This is a genomic window from uncultured Umboniibacter sp. (genome assembly GCF_947497555.1).
In the GTDB taxonomy this organism is placed as follows: domain Bacteria; phylum Pseudomonadota; class Gammaproteobacteria; order Pseudomonadales; family DSM-25080; genus Umboniibacter.
Window position 1 is genome coordinate 132565 of sequence record NZ_CANMGY010000004.1, and the last position, 16868, is coordinate 149432.

Below are 16868 nucleotides of genomic sequence, written 5' to 3' on the forward strand. Positions count from 1 at the left end.
CTAGGATAGCTTATTCTGCTTTGAACTGATCGTGGCAACCCTTACAGGTTTGCGCCATCGCACCGAATTCACTACGAGGTAGTTCTGCAGCATCATCTAGCGCTAATGCCAACGTTGCACTCGCCGCCTGAAAATCTTCCATCAATACATCAAAATCAGCACGATCGGTTTGATAGGAGGCCAACGCATCAGTCCCCTCGACACCCACACTTTCATCGCTAAAGGTATGTGGCGCTAGAAGTGCTAGCTGAGCGATAGTATCCGCTGCTAATTGAGCCGCTGGCTGGTTATAATCAATACGGCCCCGAGCCATACCTGCAAGCGTACCCATCTGTTTACCCACCACCGAATAGACTGATTGACGGTAATCAATAGTCCGTTCAACTTCTTCATTCGCGAATACAGGAGCCGTTACAAGCAACGCGATCGCTAAAACTGATTTTTTCATAGTAGCCTCGTTATTATCATATCAAGTTAGTTAGTTTAGGAGCTCAAGCTAACAGGTCAATAGGTAGTCTTAACAGTTATCGCGCGACAACCCAAAGCACTTCCGCGTCATGCTCACCACAACTGACCAATGCATGCCCCATTCGCGAGTCAAAGTACATACAGTCGCCAGTATTAAGCTGAAGCGGCTCATAGTGCTCGGAATACACAGCCACGGGACCGTTCAACACCCAAAGGAACTCCTCGCCATCGTGACGAACCCATTCACCAAATTCGTCAAAGCCTCTGGCCCTGACAGTAGTCTTAAACGGTACCATTTTCCGCTGTGACAGCTCAGTACAGAGTAATTCGTGCTCATAGGTGGCAGTCGGATGAGCTTGTCCCTCTCCCGCCAAAGTCCAAGTTCTACGAGCAGCTCCATCCACCGAAGCTGGTGCGGTGCGAAATAGCTGAGGAATATCAATCGATAATCCTGCTACTAAACGTTGAACGACTTGAAAAGTAGGTGAGAGTTGTTGATTTTCAATTTTTGATAGCGTGGAACGTGCCACACCGGTCATTTCCGCAACATCCGCAAGGGTTAAATTGTGGCTCAAACGAATCTCGCGAAGACGGTCACCCAAGACAAGTGGCTGGACGAACTCCGCTTCTTCATTCTTGGTGCGCTCTAGGACACCACCGGATAATTCACTCACAAAAACTCCCTTAATCTTCGAACATTTAAATTACTAATAATGATTCTACTCCTATCCCATAGACAAGCGCAAAACCAATGTTTCTTATCGGAAACATTTACATTGAGTTGTGAACCATTGATTGCTAGGATTCGTTCAAACTTAAAATACTAGTAACTTTTGGCGGAACGTCTAAAGGTCCATTTGCGGAGTGATACATGAGTAACCCGAGCCTACACGAACTCGAACACCACGGCGAATTCATTGAACGTCATATTGGCGTAAGCGAAACACAGCAGCAGCAGATGCTTTCAGAACTAGGCTGCGAATCGCTTGAAGCCTTGATTGCCGATACTGTTCCTGCCGGAATTCGCCGTCAGCAATCAATGGATCTCCCAGAGGCCGTTTCGGAACGTGATACGCTTGCTTACTTAAAAGATGTTGCGCAGCGAAATCAAATCTTCCAGTCATTCATTGGCATGGGCTATCACGATACGCTAACTCCAAACGTTATTCTTCGAAATGTCCTAGAAAATCCAGGCTGGTACACTGCCTACACTCCGTATCAACCAGAAATCGCTCAAGGTCGACTCGAAGGCCTTTTGAACTTTCAACAGATGGTCACCGACCTAACTGGTATGGAACTCGCTAATGCCTCAATGCTTGACGAGGCGACTGCGGCAGCGGAAGCGATGAGCATGAGTAAACGTGTTGCTCGCAAAAATAAGTCGAACGTTTACTTCGTTGATGCTGATGTCCATCCGCAAACTATTGCTGTCATTCAAACTCGCGCAGAGCACTTCGGTTTTGAAATTGTGGTGGCGCACGCTGCAACAGAGCTAGCCGACATCGATTGCTTTGGTGCCTTAGTTCAGTACCCTACTTCTACTGGTAACATCGAAGATATTAAGCGCATCATTGACATCGCTCACAGTAAAGATGTCCTAGTTACCGTTGCCGCTGACATCCTAAGTTTAGTGCTATTGAAAGCTCCAGGTGATTTGGGTGCTGATATTGTTATCGGTTCGGCGCAGCGCTTTGGCGTGCCAATGGGCTTTGGTGGTCCACACGCAGCGTTCTTCGCCTTCCGTGACGCCTACAAGCGCGCTTCAGCCGGGCGAATTATCGGAGTTTCCGTTGATACTCGCGGTAAGAAAGCTTTCCGTATGGCAATGCAGACCCGTGAGCAGCATATCCGCCGTGAAAAGGCAAATTCAAACATCTGTACCTCACAGGTGCTCCTTGCGCTCATGGCGGGCTTCTATGCGGTCTATCATGGTCCAAAGGGCCTTAAGCGCATTGCCCAGCGAGTCAATCGTATCACCGACCTGTTCGCGCTAGCACTTGAATCACAGGGCTTCGAGCTACGTCACAAGAACTGGTTTGATACGCTAACCGTTGAAACTGGTGAGAAATCGGATGACGTGATAAATCGTGCACTGGAAGCCGAGATGAACGTTCGCGTGCTAGACGGGGCGATTGGCCTGTCATTCCACGAGAAGACAACGCTTGCCGACTTAGATGTCTTGATTGGCGCGTTTACCGGCGAAGATACTGATATTGACTGGACCGAGCTCGATGCTCAGTTAATGGCTCAGGGTAGCTTAGGCATCCAAGAGTCAATGCTTCGTGATGATGAAATTCTAACTCACGATGTCTTTAATCTTTACCACTCTGAAACCGAAATGTTGCGTTACCTTGCACGTCTTGAAAAGCGTGATATTGCCCTCAACCATTCCATGATCGCGCTGGGCTCCTGTACCATGAAGCTGAATGCGACGGTGGAAATGATCCCGGTAACTTGGCCAGAATTCGGCGCTTTACACCCTTTCGCACCGATTGAGCAGGCCGAAGGCTATTTGAAGATTTTTGAAGAACTCGAGAAAATGTTGTGTGAAGCAACCGGCTACGATAACGTCAGCTTGCAGCCTAACGCAGGCTCGCAGGGTGAATACGCTGGTCTGATCGCCATCAAGAAATACCACGAGTCACGTGGCGACCATCATCGTGACGTCTGCTTGATTCCCGCCTCGGCTCACGGAACTAACCCAGCTTCAGCACAGATGGTTAGCATGCGCGTAATCGTTGTCGCCTGTGATGACAAAGGTAATGTTGACATGAATGATCTTCGTGCCAAGGTTGAACAGCACAGTGAAAACTTAGCGGCGATCATGGTGACCTACCCGTCAACGCACGGCGTATTCGAAGAGTCTATTACCGAACTCTGTGACCTTATTCACGAGCACGGCGGCCAGGTTTACGTTGATGGCGCAAACATGAACGCCCTCGTGGGTGTAGCGGCTCCAGGTCATTTCGGTGGCGATGTTTCCCACCTCAACCTACATAAAACCTTCTGTATTCCGCACGGTGGCGGTGGTCCAGGCATGGGGCCAATTGGTGTTAAGTCTCATCTAGCGCCGTTCCTAGCAGCCCATCCTATTCAGCAGGTTGAAGGAACTTCAATGGAGAATGGCGTGATTTCGGCTGCGCCTTGGGGCTCGGCAAGTATTCTGCCGATTTCATGGGCGTATATTAAATTGATGGGTGCCGAAGGTCTTAAGGCGGCAACGGAAACCGCAATTTTAAGTGCCAACTATCTGGCGAAGCACCTGACGCCACACTTTCCCGTGCTGTATACGGGTACCAGTGGCCGTGTCGCGCACGAGTGTCTAATCGATGTTCGTCCTCTTAAAGAAGCCACTGGAGTGAGTGAGGAAGATATTGCCAAGCGCCTGATGGACTTTGGCTTTCATTCGCCAACAATGAGCTTTCCAGTAGCCGGTACGTTAATGATAGAGCCAACGGAATCTGAATCTAAAGTCGAGCTGGACAACTTCATTACCGCTATGGCAACGATTCGTGCCGAAGCGGATGCGGTGGGTCGCGGTGAATATCCTGCGGATAATAACCCACTATGTAACGCGCCACATACTCAGGCCGATATCCTAGGAGATTGGGACCGTCCGTACAGCCGTGAAAAAGCGACCTACCCTGCCGATTTTGTTAAAGCAGGTAAGTCTTGGCCAACGGCAAACCGTATTGATAACGTCTTTGGCGATCGTAACCTGATCTGCTCTTGCCCGCCGCTAGAGCACTACCTCGAAGACTAAGTCATCAAGACGTGAGGTCACTAAGCTGAATAGAGCGCCTAATGGCGCTCTTTTTTTGCGTCAAAATCAGTCTACACTTGATAAATAGTTCAATGTGGAGAGTAAAGCGATGAAACGAATACTGGTCCTTTTAGCAACACTATTAATCGTTGCCTGTGTTCCAGCAAAAAGTATTGTCTTTGAGCAATATGGAGAATGGCAAGTTACGACTATTAACGGCAATAGCTGGGAAGGCCTTCACACTCCCACAATTATGTTCTCCGGTAACTCCATAAGTGGCTCGGGAGGCTGCAATCGCTATCAGGCGACCTTAGAGTCATACGGTGAGACCTTTGCAGTGGGCCCTACTGCCGCAACCAAAATGGCCTGCCCAGGAAGCGCTGCCGAGCTAGAGAACAGTTTTTTTGCTGTCCTAGCAGTAGTTAACGAGGCCAGGATGGATGGTGACCGCCTGATCCTCGAGAACACCCGTGAGAAGGTATCGATGGTTCTCTCCCGCTCTCAACAGTAGGTGTTAGCAAACTACACAAATCGCTTATCCAAGTGCTAGCAGGTGTTTTGGCTAAGTGCTATTAATTAGCCAGGTATTAAGCTGAACGCCAACCAATGACTGGTACGGTGAAGAGAGGTAAAGATTATTTCAACACTTTACCTTTCAAATCGTTCAATCGAATGCCCATCCCGATCATCGATAATTACCTGTACCTTTCAGCCAACGTTATTGACCAATGATCGTAGCGATATCTAAGTCTACCTGCTAGCCTAGGCCTCACTACTAATCACCACGGCAAGCAGAGCGAGTGCTGAGTGATACATAATCAAAAGGCTGACGTGATGGCTCAATCAACTCGAGCCCTAGGAAACCATAAGCTCTAGAGAAACTCCACCGACATAAGCTAGCAGTGGCTAAGCGAGTGAAATTAGGAGACTATGAGCGTTGTCTTCCAACTAAAACACGATAACAAGCTGTGTTGGAGAACACATGATATTATCTGACGATGAGTTCGACGCGCGCTCAAGCCGGTTAACGTTCAATTCACTCTTTTTTAGGAAAAAATGTGTCAACGACCAAAGCACCCTTCCTTCCCTTTATCCATCATTACGCGGATCTAGGAGAAACCTATTCGTTAGCCGTCCAACCACAGCAGGTTGAAGGGTCCGAACTCGTTGACGTGAATACGCTAGAACTTAATAACATTGATTTAGAAGGTTCAGCGGAAGTTACCGCCATCCTAGCTAAGATTCTCGCCTGTGAATGGCCTAATGACCGACGACTTCCTGTTGCCATGAATTATTCCGGTCATCAATTTGGCCAATATAACCCCCAGTTAGGCGACGGTCGTGGACTATTATTAGGCGAAATTAACACTGAGCGCGGGCTCATCGACATTCACTTGAAAGGGGCGGGTGTTACCCCCTTTTCACGCGGCGGTGATGGTAGAGCCGTGATTCGTTCAACGATTCGTGAGTACCTTGCGAGTATCGCCATGCGCGGATTGGGCATTCCGACTACGGGGGCCTTAGCAATGGCCGTTAACCAAACGTCGGTCTATCGCGAAACACGAGAGCGCGGCGCCACACTTCTTAGAACAGCTACGACACATATCCGCTTTGGACACTTTGAAGGGCTTTATTACCGTAATCAACCCAACGAATTAAAATGTTTAGCTGACTACTGTATTTCACAACAATTTAATCGCGCTGATATTCCCCCTGGTGACTATCGAAAATGGTTCCAGGTTATCGTGGCGCAAACCGCGACTTTGATCGCTAAATGGCAAGCGGTTGGCTTTTGCCATGGGGTTATGAATACAGATAATTTTTCCATCGCGGGCGAAACACTGGACTATGGCCCGTTCGCCTTTCTCGATGATTTTGACCCGCAGTTTATCTGTAATCATTCCGATCATACTGGCCGCTATGCTTTCGATCAGCAGCCAACTATCGCGCGCTGGAACCTTGCTGCCCTAGCTCAGGCTCTTAGTGGGCTCATTGACGATCACGACCTAATTAAAGCGGTCCGTAGCTTTGATTCACAGTTTGAATTGGCCTATCGAAACGAGATGACCATCAAGCTTGGTCTTGGAGCAGTTTCACAGTCATTAAGGAGTAGTCTAATTGAGGAGTGGTTAACACTGCTTGCCAAGCTATCCGTTGACTACACGCTTGCCCATCGAGCCTTAGCAGGCGCCTTAGATTCAGACGATCAATTTTCAGCATTTTTCCACCACCAAGAGCTCGCTAAAAACTGGCTTGGTCGTTATCGAGAGGCGCTGGGAGATATCGATCCCGAGCAACACCGAGAAACCATAAACCGTCATAACCCCGCCTATATCCTCCGCAATTATCTCGCGCAAGGCGCCATCACGGCGGCTGAGAATGGTGACTTTAGTTTTCTCAAGGCATTAAAGACTTGTTTAGCTAACCCCTATGATAGCGTGGTGGGTTATGAGGGCTTTGCAGGCCCTTCACCGGGGTGGGCTAAATCCATCTGTATCAGTTGTTCGAGCTAAGTAATGACCTTTGAAGACTATTTAAAACAACCTTCGCACCTCGCCCTCTCGTCTGGGTTTTTCGGCTTTTATAGTCACGCGGCTGTCAGCGCAGCCCTTTGGGAAGTAGGCTATCGCCCTACTTCCATTTCGGGTGCTAGTGCCGGAGCACTGATTGGCTGCCTGCTCGCCTGCGGCCTTTCTAATGAAACCATCGCCACGCGATTAATGACACTTCAGCGTAGTGATTTCTGGAGACCTGGGGTTGGGTTAGGGTTATTGAAGTCTGACGGATTTAAAGATACTTTGCGCCAGCTCGTACCGCAGCGGACATTCGAGGAGACGAAGATTCCCTTTAGCGTTTCGGTATATTCGGCTAAAACACGGACCACACAAGTGATCAATAGTGGTGATTTAATTGATGGCGTATTTGCTTCCTGTGCAATACCGCTGTTATTTCAACCGCAAGCTGTTCGCGGAGATCTACTCTGGGACGGGGGCATCAAAGATCGGCCTGGCGTTGCTGGGGTCCCAGAGAATGGCAATCTACTCTATCTTCATATTCCTTCGAAAAGCCCTTGGCGCCGCCATGTGCCTCTTCCTGAGAGACAGCGAACTACCCGGCTCTCTGTTCATGGACTACCACGCTCCGGCCCCACGAAATTGGCGTTGGGTTCAGTCATCTATCAGCGCGCTTATAGGGCGGTTTTAGCACAAATGAGTCGCCCCTATGAATCGGTGCTCAACATTGACGCAGAAACCCGTTAAACTCTTTATAGTTAGAAAATAAAAGATAAAAGGACTTGGACAAACTATGGATCTCACTTGGTTTACTGATATTGTTGATGTTGGCAACACCTACATTTGGAGCTATGTACTTATATACTTGCTCATTGGTGGTGGCTTGTATTTTACTTTCCGCACCCGTTTCATTCAGATCCGAGCCTTCGGGACCGCTTGGCGTGCATTGCTCTCAAGCAGATCGACAACGCGACAGGGCATTACCCCGTTCCAAGCCTTTGCAACCTCTCTGGCTGCGCGAGTAGGTACAGGTAACCTTTCTGGTGTTGCCAGTGCAATTCTGGTTGGTGGCCCAGGCGCAATCTTCTGGATGTGGATGACAGCTGTAGTAGGTATGGCCACTTCGGTCATCGAAACCACGCTGGCTCAAGTCTATAAAACCGATAACGACGACGGCACTTACCGTGGTGGCCCGGCATACTATATTCAAAAAGGATTGGGTTCAAAGGGTCTAGGTATCGCCTTCGCCGTATGTCTGATTGTTTCCTTTGGCTTTGCCTTTTCAGCACTTCAAGCTAACCAGGTCGCCGCAGCGGTAGAGAATGCATGGGGCGTACCGAAAATCCTTACAGGCACTGTTCTTGCGGTACTCATCGGTCTCATCATCTTTGGCGGTATCAAGCGTATTGCCAAAGTAGCGGAACTAATTGTGCCAATTATGGCGATTAGCTATCTATTAGTCGCTCTGGTGGTTGTAGCTATGAATCTCTCCGAGCTTCCAGGCCTCATCAAGCTGATTGTCAGCCACGCTATGGGCTTGGAACAAGCCAGCGCCGGAGTGCTCGGCTACGCCATCAAAGTTGCCATTGAACAAGGCGTCAAGCGTGGGCTATTTTCGAATGAAGCGGGTATGGGCTCGGGCCCTAACGCAGCAGCGACAGCTAACCCTAAGCATCCCGTGACTCAAGGACTTATTTCAATGGCTGGAGTCTTCACGGACACCATTGTTATCTGTACCGCAACCGCGTCAATCATTTTGCTTTCCGGTATTAATTTAGGGGACTCCCAAGGGCTAGAGGGTATCACCCTGACACAGGCCGCTTTGGTTACCCATATTGGGCCAATAGGAGCCCATATTATTGCGGTAGCACTGATTCTTTTTGCCTTCACTTCTATCATGGCTAACTACTACTACGGCGAATCCAATTTGCGTTTCATTCGAGAGAACCAAAGTATGGTACTCGTATTCAGAGTACTCGTAATGGGAACCTTGATTCTTGGATCGGTAGTTGAACTGCAAACAATTTGGAAGATTGCAGATCTTACTATGGGCGCAATGGCCATCATTAACGTCTTCGCTTTGCTAATGCTTAGCGGTGTTGCACTAAAGGTAATCGCTGATTTTGAGAGGCAGTTCAAAGCAGGTATCGATCCAGTCTTCGATCGTACTCGCCTTCCTGAGCTCGACAACAAGGCGGATTCAAAAGCTTGGGCTCACCGCAAGGTCGACTATTAAGATTAACGGTTTAGGGGGTATTTATGCCCCCTCGAACGGGTGAATATTCTCCATTTAGTGATAGCTTAAGGTGATAACGTTAATGAGTGAGCAAAATCAACCTAGTGGCTTTACAACCTACCGTCGACTTCTGAGCTACGCATTTCCATACCGATGGTCATTCATTGTTAGCTTCATCGGCTTTGCTGTTTTTGCTGCCACGCAGGCTGCATTTGCCGGTCTTATGGAGTTGTTACTCAATGCCTTAGATAGTCTTCCCGTCCCCGTTTATATCAGTAACTGGTGGATCTTTGGCGATAGCATTCCATCCTGGCAAGTTATCCTTCCGCTACTCGCGGTTGGTATCTTCTTGATCCGAGGGATTGGCTCATTTTTAGGCACTTTCTTCATTGAAAGAGTTGCCCAAGGCCTAATTCATGACCTAAGGGTTGATTTATTCAATAAAATTACCGTTCTAAAAAGTCGAGACTTAGATGCCGAAAATTCGGGACACACAGTCTCTAAAGTCACTTTTAATACGCAGCAGGTCACGTCCGCTGCCACGAATGCAGTAAAAGTTCTCGTTCGTGAAGGTTTAACGGTGATTGGCCTCATCAGCTACTTAATTTGGCAGGACTGGAAACTTACTCTCACCTTCTTAGTAGTAGGGCCCGTCCTGGCGATACTCGTGAGTGTTGTGTCTAAGGTCTTCCGTCGTTATAGCACTCGCATCCAAGAATCGGCTGGCGATATCACTCACGTTACTACCGAGGCCGTCCAGGGGTTTCGTATCGTTCGAGCTTTCGGGGGCATCCCGCGTGAGCGCAAGCGTTTTAGTGAAGCATCCGCAAATAATGCCACCCAAAATCTTAAACTCGCCTTCACTCGGGCAATTTCCACTCCGGTGATGCAAATCATTGTTTCGATGGCGATTGGTGGTGTCATATTTCTAATCCTCTCTCCTGAGACGTTAGGTAATTCATCAGCTGCCAGTCTTATGGCCTACATGACCGCGGTAGCCATTTTACCCAAGCCAATCCGTCAACTTTCGGAAGTGAATGCGGATTTACAAAAGGGAATCGCTGCAGGCGACTCCATATTTAGTGTACTTGATCAAGAGCAGGAAGCGCTCACGGGCTCACCCGAAGGGCTTCATCTTAGTGGCAGCATAAATGTGAAGGACCTGAGTTTTAGTTATAACCAGACTGAAACGGTACTGAGTGATATCAGCTTCAAAGTTGAACCGGGTAAGGTTTTAGCTCTAGTTGGTCGTTCGGGCAGCGGTAAGTCCACCATTACCAACCTATTACTCCGCTTTTACGAAGACTGGCAAGGCGAAATTGAGATTGATGGTCAATCCATTAAGGATTTCTCCTTGGATGCACTGCGCTCACAAATTGCCCTCGTTAATCAAAACGTCGTGCTATTTAATGACACTATAGCCAATAATATTGCCTACGGTGAGCTGGAAAATCACAGCCGCGAAGCGATTATTAGCGCCGCAAAGAAAGCTAATGCCTGGAATTTTATTCAGGAACAGTCTGATGGTTTAGATACCAATATTGGCGAGGGAGGCTTAATGCTCTCAGGGGGTCAGCGACAGCGTATTGCCATCGCTAGAGCGCTACTCAAGGACGCGCCCATTCTTATTCTTGACGAGGCTACGTCAGCGCTGGACAACGAGTCAGAAAAGCTGATTCAGGATGCGCTCAGCCACGCCATGGAGAATCGTACTACCATTGTTGTGGCCCACCGTCTCAGTACCATCATTGATGCCGATGAAATTCTGGTCATGGATGCTGGCAAGGTGATTGAACAGGGTACGCATCAAAGCCTGCTGGAGCAGGATGGCTATTACTGCCAGTTGGTGAAGAGTTCGCAAAGCTAATCGCTAGAAGAACTCACTTCCCCTGATAGTTAAAGACTGGTAAAGATAGCTTGAAATAGAGTGCTGCCATCCTCACGCCAAACACTACCGCCATCGCGGTAAGGATTGCCGTTAAGGGTGCAACGCCGAAGTAATCTAAGGTGACCAGACATAGACCGCCAGATAGCGAGGCAGTTGCGTATATCTCGCGTCGTAATAGATGCGGGACATCGTTAGCCAGTACATCGCGTATTAAGCCGCCAAAGGTCCCCGTCATGACACCGAAGACCAATGATATTTCTACCGACAGGCCATTTGCCTGTGCCTTAGCAACGCCGATGATGGTAAAAACTGCTAGCCCAGCCGCATCAAAGAACTCCAACCAGCGATAGCTCGAGACTCGAGTAATTTTCTCTACCAGCATGGTTATCGCGGCAGCGCCAGAAACAATCCAAATATATTCCGTGGCATGGAGCCAAAATACGGCGCCGTTGTCCAACATCATATCGCGAATTGTTCCACCGCCTACAGCGGTAACCATTGCCAGTACGACAACGCCAAAGACATCCATTTGTTTCCGGCCCGCAGCAAGCGCGCCAGAGATTGCGAAAACAGCAGTGCCAATGTAATCGAGCGTTTGAATCCACTCTACATCGGCACCAGCAATCACGCGAATTCGCCCTTGGCTTGCTTATCCGCATGATAGGACGAGCGAACGAGTGGCCCCGAGGCAACGTGTTTAAAGCCCATTTTGTAGCCTTCGGAAGCAAACATATCAAACTCCTCTGGGGTCACATAGCGTTTCACCGCCAAATGATCACGCGAAGGTGAGAGATACTGACCAATGGTTAACATATCTACGTTGTGGGCACGAAGATCACGCATCAACTCGAGAATTTCATCATTGGTTTCACCCAGCCCTACCATCAAGCCAGATTTAGTTAGTACCGAGTCACCTTTACGTTGCTTGTACTCATTGAGCAACTTGAGCGACCAAGCGTAATTGGCACCAGGGCGGGCTTCACGATAGAGGCGCTGTACCGTTTCCATATTGTGGTTGAAAACGTCTGGCGGCGTTTCTTCAAGGATATCCAGCGCTACATCCATCCGACCTCTGAAGTCCGGAGTGAGGATTTCAATTTGTACATTAGGTGTTTGCGCTTTGATTTCACGAATACAATCAGCAAAGTGGTTGGCACCACCATCACGCAGATCATCCCGGTCCACTGACGTTATCACTACGTAACGCAACTGCATGTGAGCAATCGCATCCGCTAAGTTGCGTGGCTCGTCCGCATCCAAAGGCAATGGCTTGCCGTGGCCAACATCACAAAATGGGCAACGGCGGGTACAAATTTCACCCATGATCATGAAGGTCGCTGTGCCGTTGGTGAAACATTCACCTAGGTTTGGACATGACGCCTCTTCACAAACCGAAGCTAGCTTGCGCTCGCGCAATACCGACTTAATTCGTTCAACCTCTTTACCCGCAGGAACCTTAGCGCGAATCCACTTAGGCTTGCGCAAAATCTCTACGTCATCATTGATAACCTTTACCGGGATGCGTTCTACCTTATCAGCATTACGAAGCTTCTCACCGGCTTGAATTCGGCGGGTACGTTTTACCGGCTCAGCGGCATCAATAAACTTTTCATCGGACATCATTTAAACCTCTACAGGGAGCCCTTGGTAATGCTCCACCTGTTGATAATTAAGTAGCTGAATGAACTTTTCAGCCAGTTGTGAGCCCACTTCATCTACCGACGGAAGTTGGGAACAAAAGTCACTCATCTGAATCATCTTTAACCCACTATAGCCACAGGGATTAATTTGCAAAAACGGTGTCATATCCATATCGATATTCAGGGCAAGGCCATGAAAACTGCAGCCTTTGCGAATCCTTAAGCCCAGCGAGGCGATCTTGTCATCCTGCACATAGACCCCTGGAGCATCTGCCTTGGCTGCAGCAGTAATGTCGAAATCAGCCAGTAGGTTCACAATGGCTTGCTCAATGGTTGTGACGAGCTCACGTACTCCTGAACCTCGCCGCTTTACATCAATTAAGACATACGCTGTGAGTTGCCCAGGCCCGTGATAGGTAACCTGACCACCTCGATCTGACTGAACCACTGGAATGTCAGTCATCGATAGTAAATGTTCTGCTTTGCCTGCCCTACCCTGAGTAAATACCGGTGGGTGTTCGAGTAGCCAAATTTCATCGGCAGTTTCTGCAGTCCGCTGATCAGTGAACAACTGCATAGCCTCATAGGTCTGGTGATACTCCACCAATCCTAGATGGCGAATATTAAGCGTAGTGCTCACTTAGAGGACCATCTTCACGCCGTCGTGCTCTTTAAGTTCACCAAACATTGTCATGATATGGGCTTCGCTCTCAGCCCAAAAATGAACCGTTAGCGATTCAAAAGTTCCCTTACTCGATGGGCGAGTATGGTGATCTTTAGCGTTATAATTGACAATGTGCTTAGCTAAAATTTCATGAACATCCGAACGAGTAGCGTCCTCAGCCTTCATCATGACCTTGATAAAGTACTCACAGGGAAATTCAATTTTTACGTCTTTTTCATCTGCCATTAGCTAAACAAACCTGTGAAAAATAATACAATCGAATCCCATAGACGCTTGAAGAATCCTGCCTCTGGAACATCATTCGCAACCACAATATCCGAACGGCCAACCGTTTCGCCATCCAATTGAACTTCAACAAAGCCGACTACATCACCGGCACTCAGTGGTGCTTCTAGCTGATCGTTAACCTGAGCTGCTATCGCTAAACCATCAAAGCTTCCACGATTCAGTGTGAGAGTTAGATCGTTAGGGACAGTAAGTTCAACCTGATCAATGGTGCTCTTCCAAACTTTAGCAGATTCTAAGTTTTGACCCGCAGCAAGAACGGTTTGAGTTTCAAAGTAACGGAAGCCCCACTGAAGTAAATTGGCGCTCTCAGTAGCACGAGCATTCGGTGAAGAAGTGCCCATTACTACCGCAATTAAACGGGTACCATCGCGAAGCGCCGAAGACACGAGGCAATATCCAGCCTCTTGAGTATGACCCGTCTTCATACCATCAACGGACGGGTCGCGACCTAAGAGCAAGTTACGATTTGGCTGTGAAATTGCACTTTCGCCTGGCGGGGTATAGGAGAAACGACGCTCTGAGTATATACGGTAGTGATCAGGATGATCCTGAATCAGACGTTGCGCTAGTTTCGAAAGATCCGCTGCGGTGGTGTAGTGATTATCTGCGGGCCAGCCAGTAGAATTCTTAAAATTGGTATTCTCCATACCAATCAACTGCGCCTGTTGATTCATCACATCCGCAAACGCGGTTTCTGAGCCCGCGACGTATTCGGCCAACGCAACGGTTGCATCATTGCCGGACACAATCATTAGGCCTCTAAGCAGTTCTAGCAATTGTACTGACGTACCCTCACGAACGAACATCTTTGAACCACCCATGCGCCAAGCATTGACCGATATCGGCACTAAGTCAGATTCACTGATACGTCCCTCATTCACTTCCTTTGAGACAATATATGCGGTCATCATTTTGGTCAGACTGGCAGGAGGAAGACGCTCATTGGAGTTATTTTCGGTTAGAATGCGTCCTGTGGTTGCATCAATTAGAATCCAACTTGAGGCGTTTAAATCGGGAGCACGCGGAACAATGACTGGCGCTGCCAAAGCAGATTGGAAGCCAGCAATAAGAAAAAGTGTAGTGGTAATTATGGAGCGAAATTTCATTCGGCGAACCCTTACATTAATCACGGAACGAGGGCGCGTAAACGCGCCCTGCTTATTGTTCCGTCATCATAGCAAACTACGGGGTCACACCCAAGATGCAATCTCTACGTATTCAAGACGAACGACGTGGAGAGCTTGGACGCGAGCTATTCGCTCGACCCTTTGGCTTACCGCCTGGACGAGCTCGGCCACCTGGCTTTCCACCGCGACCTTCTCCCGGCTTATCCGTCCACTCGCGAAGCTTAATTGGACGACCACAAACACGGGTGTTCTGTAGATGACGCTCAAGTTCCTTTGGAAGATCGTCAGGAAGGTCAACTAAAGTGTAACCTTCATTGATTTGAACTCTACCGATAGATTTCGCGTTGATGTTACCCTCGTTAGCGATAGCGCCAACAATGTTACCTGGCTTAACCTGGTGGTTATGACCAACGTCTAGGCGATAGCGCTTAAATCCTGCTTCCAATGCGACCTCAGAACGACCACCCCGATCACCGCGACCACCGCGATCACGAGGACCGCGATCACGAGGACCGCGATCACGACCGCCACGATCCGAGTAGCTTGAATCACTACCCGCATTGAAATCAATTTTTGGTGGCGCTAGCAATGGACGCTGCTCCGCCTGCGAACGCAATAGCGCCGCTAACAACTTCTCAGGAGACAGCTCAAAGTGCGACAAGAGTTGCGAACCAATTGCTTCATAGTCAGAGAGCTCGTTCTTCTCAAATTCCTTAGTAAGGTCATCAACTAGCTGCTGTACACGGCGTGACGCGATATCTTCGCCGCTTGGTAACTGGTAGCGAAGCATTTGAATCTGGAGATGACGTTCAATCGCCTGCTGCATACGACGCTCACGCGGCGTAGAGAACAACACGGTAGTCCCTTCACGTCCAGCACGACCAGTTCGGCCGATGCGGTGAACATAGGCTTCTACGTCATACGGAATGTCATAGTTGATAACGAGTGATATACGCTCAACGTCAAGGCCACGCGCGGCAACATCCGTTGCGATAATGATGTCCAACTGACCTTTCTTAAGGGAATTAACCGCTTGCTCACGCTGTTTCTGCGCCATGTCACCTTGAAGTGCCGAACAACGGTAGCCACGAGCGTTCAAGATCATGGTTAATTCATCTGCAGCAACACGGGTGCGAACGAAAATGATTGCCGCATCGTATTCTTCAGACTCAAGTAGACGAGTCAGTGCATCACGCTTACGATCATTCTTCATGACCCACGAATACTGCTTGATATTTTTGTTCTCACGCTTGGCACCGGCAATTTCGATATGCTCTGGGTTACGTAAGTACTTCTTAGCTACCGACTCAATGGCCTTTGGCATGGTTGCTGAGAACAGCGCAATCTGACGTTCATCAGGCAAAAATTCCATCACCTTTTCAACGTCTTCTAGAAAGCCCATATTGAGCATCTCATCTGCTTCATCGAGTACTAAAGCATGTAACTTATTTAACTTCAGGCTACCACGATTCAAGTGATCGATGACTCGACCTGGCGTACCCACGACAACCTGAGCACCACGCTGAATACCGCGCATCTGAATGTTCATTGGCTGACCGCCGTAAATAGGTAGTACACGGAAGCCTCGGATCGACGCAGCATAACGCTGGAAGGCTTCTGCAACTTGGATAGCAAGCTCACGGGTTGGTGTTAGCACTAACACCTGAACATGGCCTGCTTTCAGGTCAAGATTATCAATTAAAGGTAATGCAAAGGCAGCGGTTTTACCGGTACCTGTTTGCGCTTGACCCAAAATATCACGTCCGTCCAGTAGTACTGGAATAGCGCGCTCTTGAATAGGCGACGGCTTTTCGTAGCCAAGCGATTTGATTTCTTTCAATAGTTGCTCAGATAAGCCGAGCTCGTCGAATGTTATATTCGATTCAGACATGTAAATCTCCAATAGTGCCAATGCACTCACCCTTTACCGCGAAAAGAGCGCAATCTGGTCATGGCAACCGCGGTGCCATTGGGCTTAAATCAAGGTTCTTGAGGCGTGTAGCGCTCGCAGGAGGAGACCACCTTAGCGGTAGTAACATAGATTCCATCGGCAAATTAAGTTGCCCGCCACATTCTCAGGGATATGATTAACCCTATATTTACGCGAGAACGGGACTCTGGCATGACACTGAGATTGTACTCAGCGCATTTGAACCGACTAGCTTCCTAGAAAGATACCCACACACACAGTGTGGATCACAAGAGAGGAGTTTGCTGAATAAGTTTTATTCAACACCCCATCAATAGGAGTCCGTCATCA

At 48.6% G+C, this 16868-nt stretch carries 14 protein-coding genes; 6 read left to right on the top strand and 8 right to left on the bottom strand.

Annotated elements, in window-relative coordinates; all coding sequences use genetic code 11:
* Positions 1–10 precede the first annotated feature (10 nt).
* On the bottom strand, positions 11–448 hold the full coding sequence (locus Q0698_RS06715) for a cytochrome c (RefSeq protein ID WP_298635004.1): 438 nt from the start codon (positions 446–448) through the stop codon (positions 11–13).
* Positions 449–524: 76 nt separating this feature from the next.
* Positions 525–1142 carry an XRE family transcriptional regulator gene (locus Q0698_RS06720; RefSeq protein WP_298635006.1) on the bottom strand — a complete coding sequence of 206 codons (618 nt, stop codon included), beginning with the start codon at positions 1140–1142 and terminating at the stop codon, positions 525–527.
* A gap of 197 nt (positions 1143–1339) precedes the next feature.
* On the opposite strand from Q0698_RS06720, the gene gcvP reads away from it, so the two are divergent.
* From gcvP to msbA, 6 genes are all read left to right on the top strand, one after another.
* Positions 1340–4231 carry an aminomethyl-transferring glycine dehydrogenase gene (gcvP, locus tag Q0698_RS06725; protein WP_298635008.1) on the top strand — a complete coding sequence of 964 codons (2892 nt, stop codon included), beginning with the start codon at positions 1340–1342 and terminating at the stop codon, positions 4229–4231.
* A gap of 109 nt (positions 4232–4340) precedes the next feature.
* On the top strand, positions 4341–4742 hold the full coding sequence (locus Q0698_RS06730; RefSeq protein WP_298635010.1) for an META domain-containing protein: 402 nt from the start codon (positions 4341–4343) through the stop codon (positions 4740–4742).
* A gap of 547 nt (positions 4743–5289) precedes the next feature.
* Positions 5290–6744 (top strand): protein adenylyltransferase SelO family protein, encoded by a 1455-nt coding sequence (locus tag Q0698_RS06735; RefSeq protein WP_298635012.1) that lies wholly within the window; start codon positions 5290–5292, stop codon positions 6742–6744.
* 3 nt (positions 6745–6747) lie between these two features.
* Positions 6748–7491: a patatin-like phospholipase family protein gene (locus Q0698_RS06740; RefSeq protein WP_298635014.1), complete on the top strand. Its 744-nt coding sequence runs from the start codon at positions 6748–6750 to the stop codon at positions 7489–7491.
* 46 nt (positions 7492–7537) lie between these two features.
* Positions 7538–8980 carry a sodium:alanine symporter family protein gene (locus Q0698_RS06745; RefSeq protein WP_298635016.1) on the top strand — a complete coding sequence of 481 codons (1443 nt, stop codon included), beginning with the start codon at positions 7538–7540 and terminating at the stop codon, positions 8978–8980.
* An 82-nt stretch (positions 8981–9062) separates the two neighbouring features.
* Complete coding sequence (gene msbA / locus Q0698_RS06750) at positions 9063–10847, top strand: lipid A export permease/ATP-binding protein MsbA (protein WP_298635018.1); 1785 nt, start codon at positions 9063–9065, stop codon at positions 10845–10847.
* A 13-nt stretch (positions 10848–10860) separates the two neighbouring features.
* Here msbA and Q0698_RS06755 read toward each other — a convergent pair whose 3' ends face one another.
* The 6 genes from Q0698_RS06755 to Q0698_RS06780 form a co-directional block, all read right to left on the bottom strand.
* Positions 10861–11496, bottom strand: a complete 636-nt coding sequence (locus Q0698_RS06755) for a trimeric intracellular cation channel family protein (RefSeq protein WP_298635020.1) — start codon at positions 11494–11496, stop codon at positions 10861–10863.
* Entirely contained in the window at positions 11493–12488 is a 996-nt protein-coding gene (gene lipA / locus Q0698_RS06760; protein ID WP_298635152.1) for a lipoyl synthase, read from the bottom strand. The genes Q0698_RS06755 and lipA overlap by 4 nt, the downstream gene beginning before the upstream one ends.
* A gap of 3 nt (positions 12489–12491) precedes the next feature.
* Positions 12492–13148 carry a lipoyl(octanoyl) transferase LipB gene (lipB, locus tag Q0698_RS06765; RefSeq protein WP_298635022.1) on the bottom strand — a complete coding sequence of 219 codons (657 nt, stop codon included), beginning with the start codon at positions 13146–13148 and terminating at the stop codon, positions 12492–12494.
* The gene (locus Q0698_RS06770) at positions 13149–13418 is read right to left on the bottom strand and encodes a DUF493 domain-containing protein (RefSeq protein ID WP_298635025.1); all 270 of its coding nucleotides are present in this window, start codon (positions 13416–13418) and stop codon (positions 13149–13151) included.
* Entirely contained in the window at positions 13418–14587 is a 1170-nt protein-coding gene (locus tag Q0698_RS06775; RefSeq protein ID WP_298635027.1) for a D-alanyl-D-alanine carboxypeptidase family protein, read from the bottom strand. Before Q0698_RS06775 ends, Q0698_RS06770 begins: the two co-directional genes overlap by 1 nt.
* Positions 14588–14699: 112 nt before the next feature.
* A complete protein-coding gene (locus Q0698_RS06780; protein ID WP_298635029.1) occupies positions 14700–16499 on the bottom strand; it encodes a DEAD/DEAH box helicase in 1800 nt (599 codons plus the stop codon).
* Positions 16500–16868 lie beyond the last annotated feature (369 nt).

Bases quoted from the DNA above. Each gene is read 5' to 3' on its own strand.
- Q0698_RS06745 (WP_298635016.1), top strand. From the start codon at position 7,538: ATGGATCTCACTTGGTTTACTGATATTGTTGATGTTGGCAACACCTAC.
- Q0698_RS06715 (WP_298635004.1), bottom strand. From the start codon at position 448: ATGAAAAAATCAGTTTTAGCGATCGCGTTGCTTGTAACGGCTCCTGTA.
- lipA (WP_298635152.1), bottom strand. From the start codon at position 12,488: ATGTCCGATGAAAAGTTTATTGATGCCGCTGAGCCGGTAAAACGTACC.
- Q0698_RS06730 (WP_298635010.1), top strand. From the start codon at position 4,341: ATGAAACGAATACTGGTCCTTTTAGCAACACTATTAATCGTTGCCTGT.
- Q0698_RS06740 (WP_298635014.1), top strand. From the start codon at position 6,748: ATGACCTTTGAAGACTATTTAAAACAACCTTCGCACCTCGCCCTCTCG.
- Q0698_RS06780 (WP_298635029.1), bottom strand. From the start codon at position 16,499: ATGTCTGAATCGAATATAACATTCGACGAGCTCGGCTTATCTGAGCAA.
- Q0698_RS06775 (WP_298635027.1), bottom strand. From the start codon at position 14,587: ATGAAATTTCGCTCCATAATTACCACTACACTTTTTCTTATTGCTGGC.
- Q0698_RS06770 (WP_298635025.1), bottom strand. From the start codon at position 13,418: ATGGCAGATGAAAAAGACGTAAAAATTGAATTTCCCTGTGAGTACTTT.
- gcvP (WP_298635008.1), top strand. From the start codon at position 1,340: ATGAGTAACCCGAGCCTACACGAACTCGAACACCACGGCGAATTCATT.
- msbA (WP_298635018.1), top strand. From the start codon at position 9,063: ATGAGTGAGCAAAATCAACCTAGTGGCTTTACAACCTACCGTCGACTT.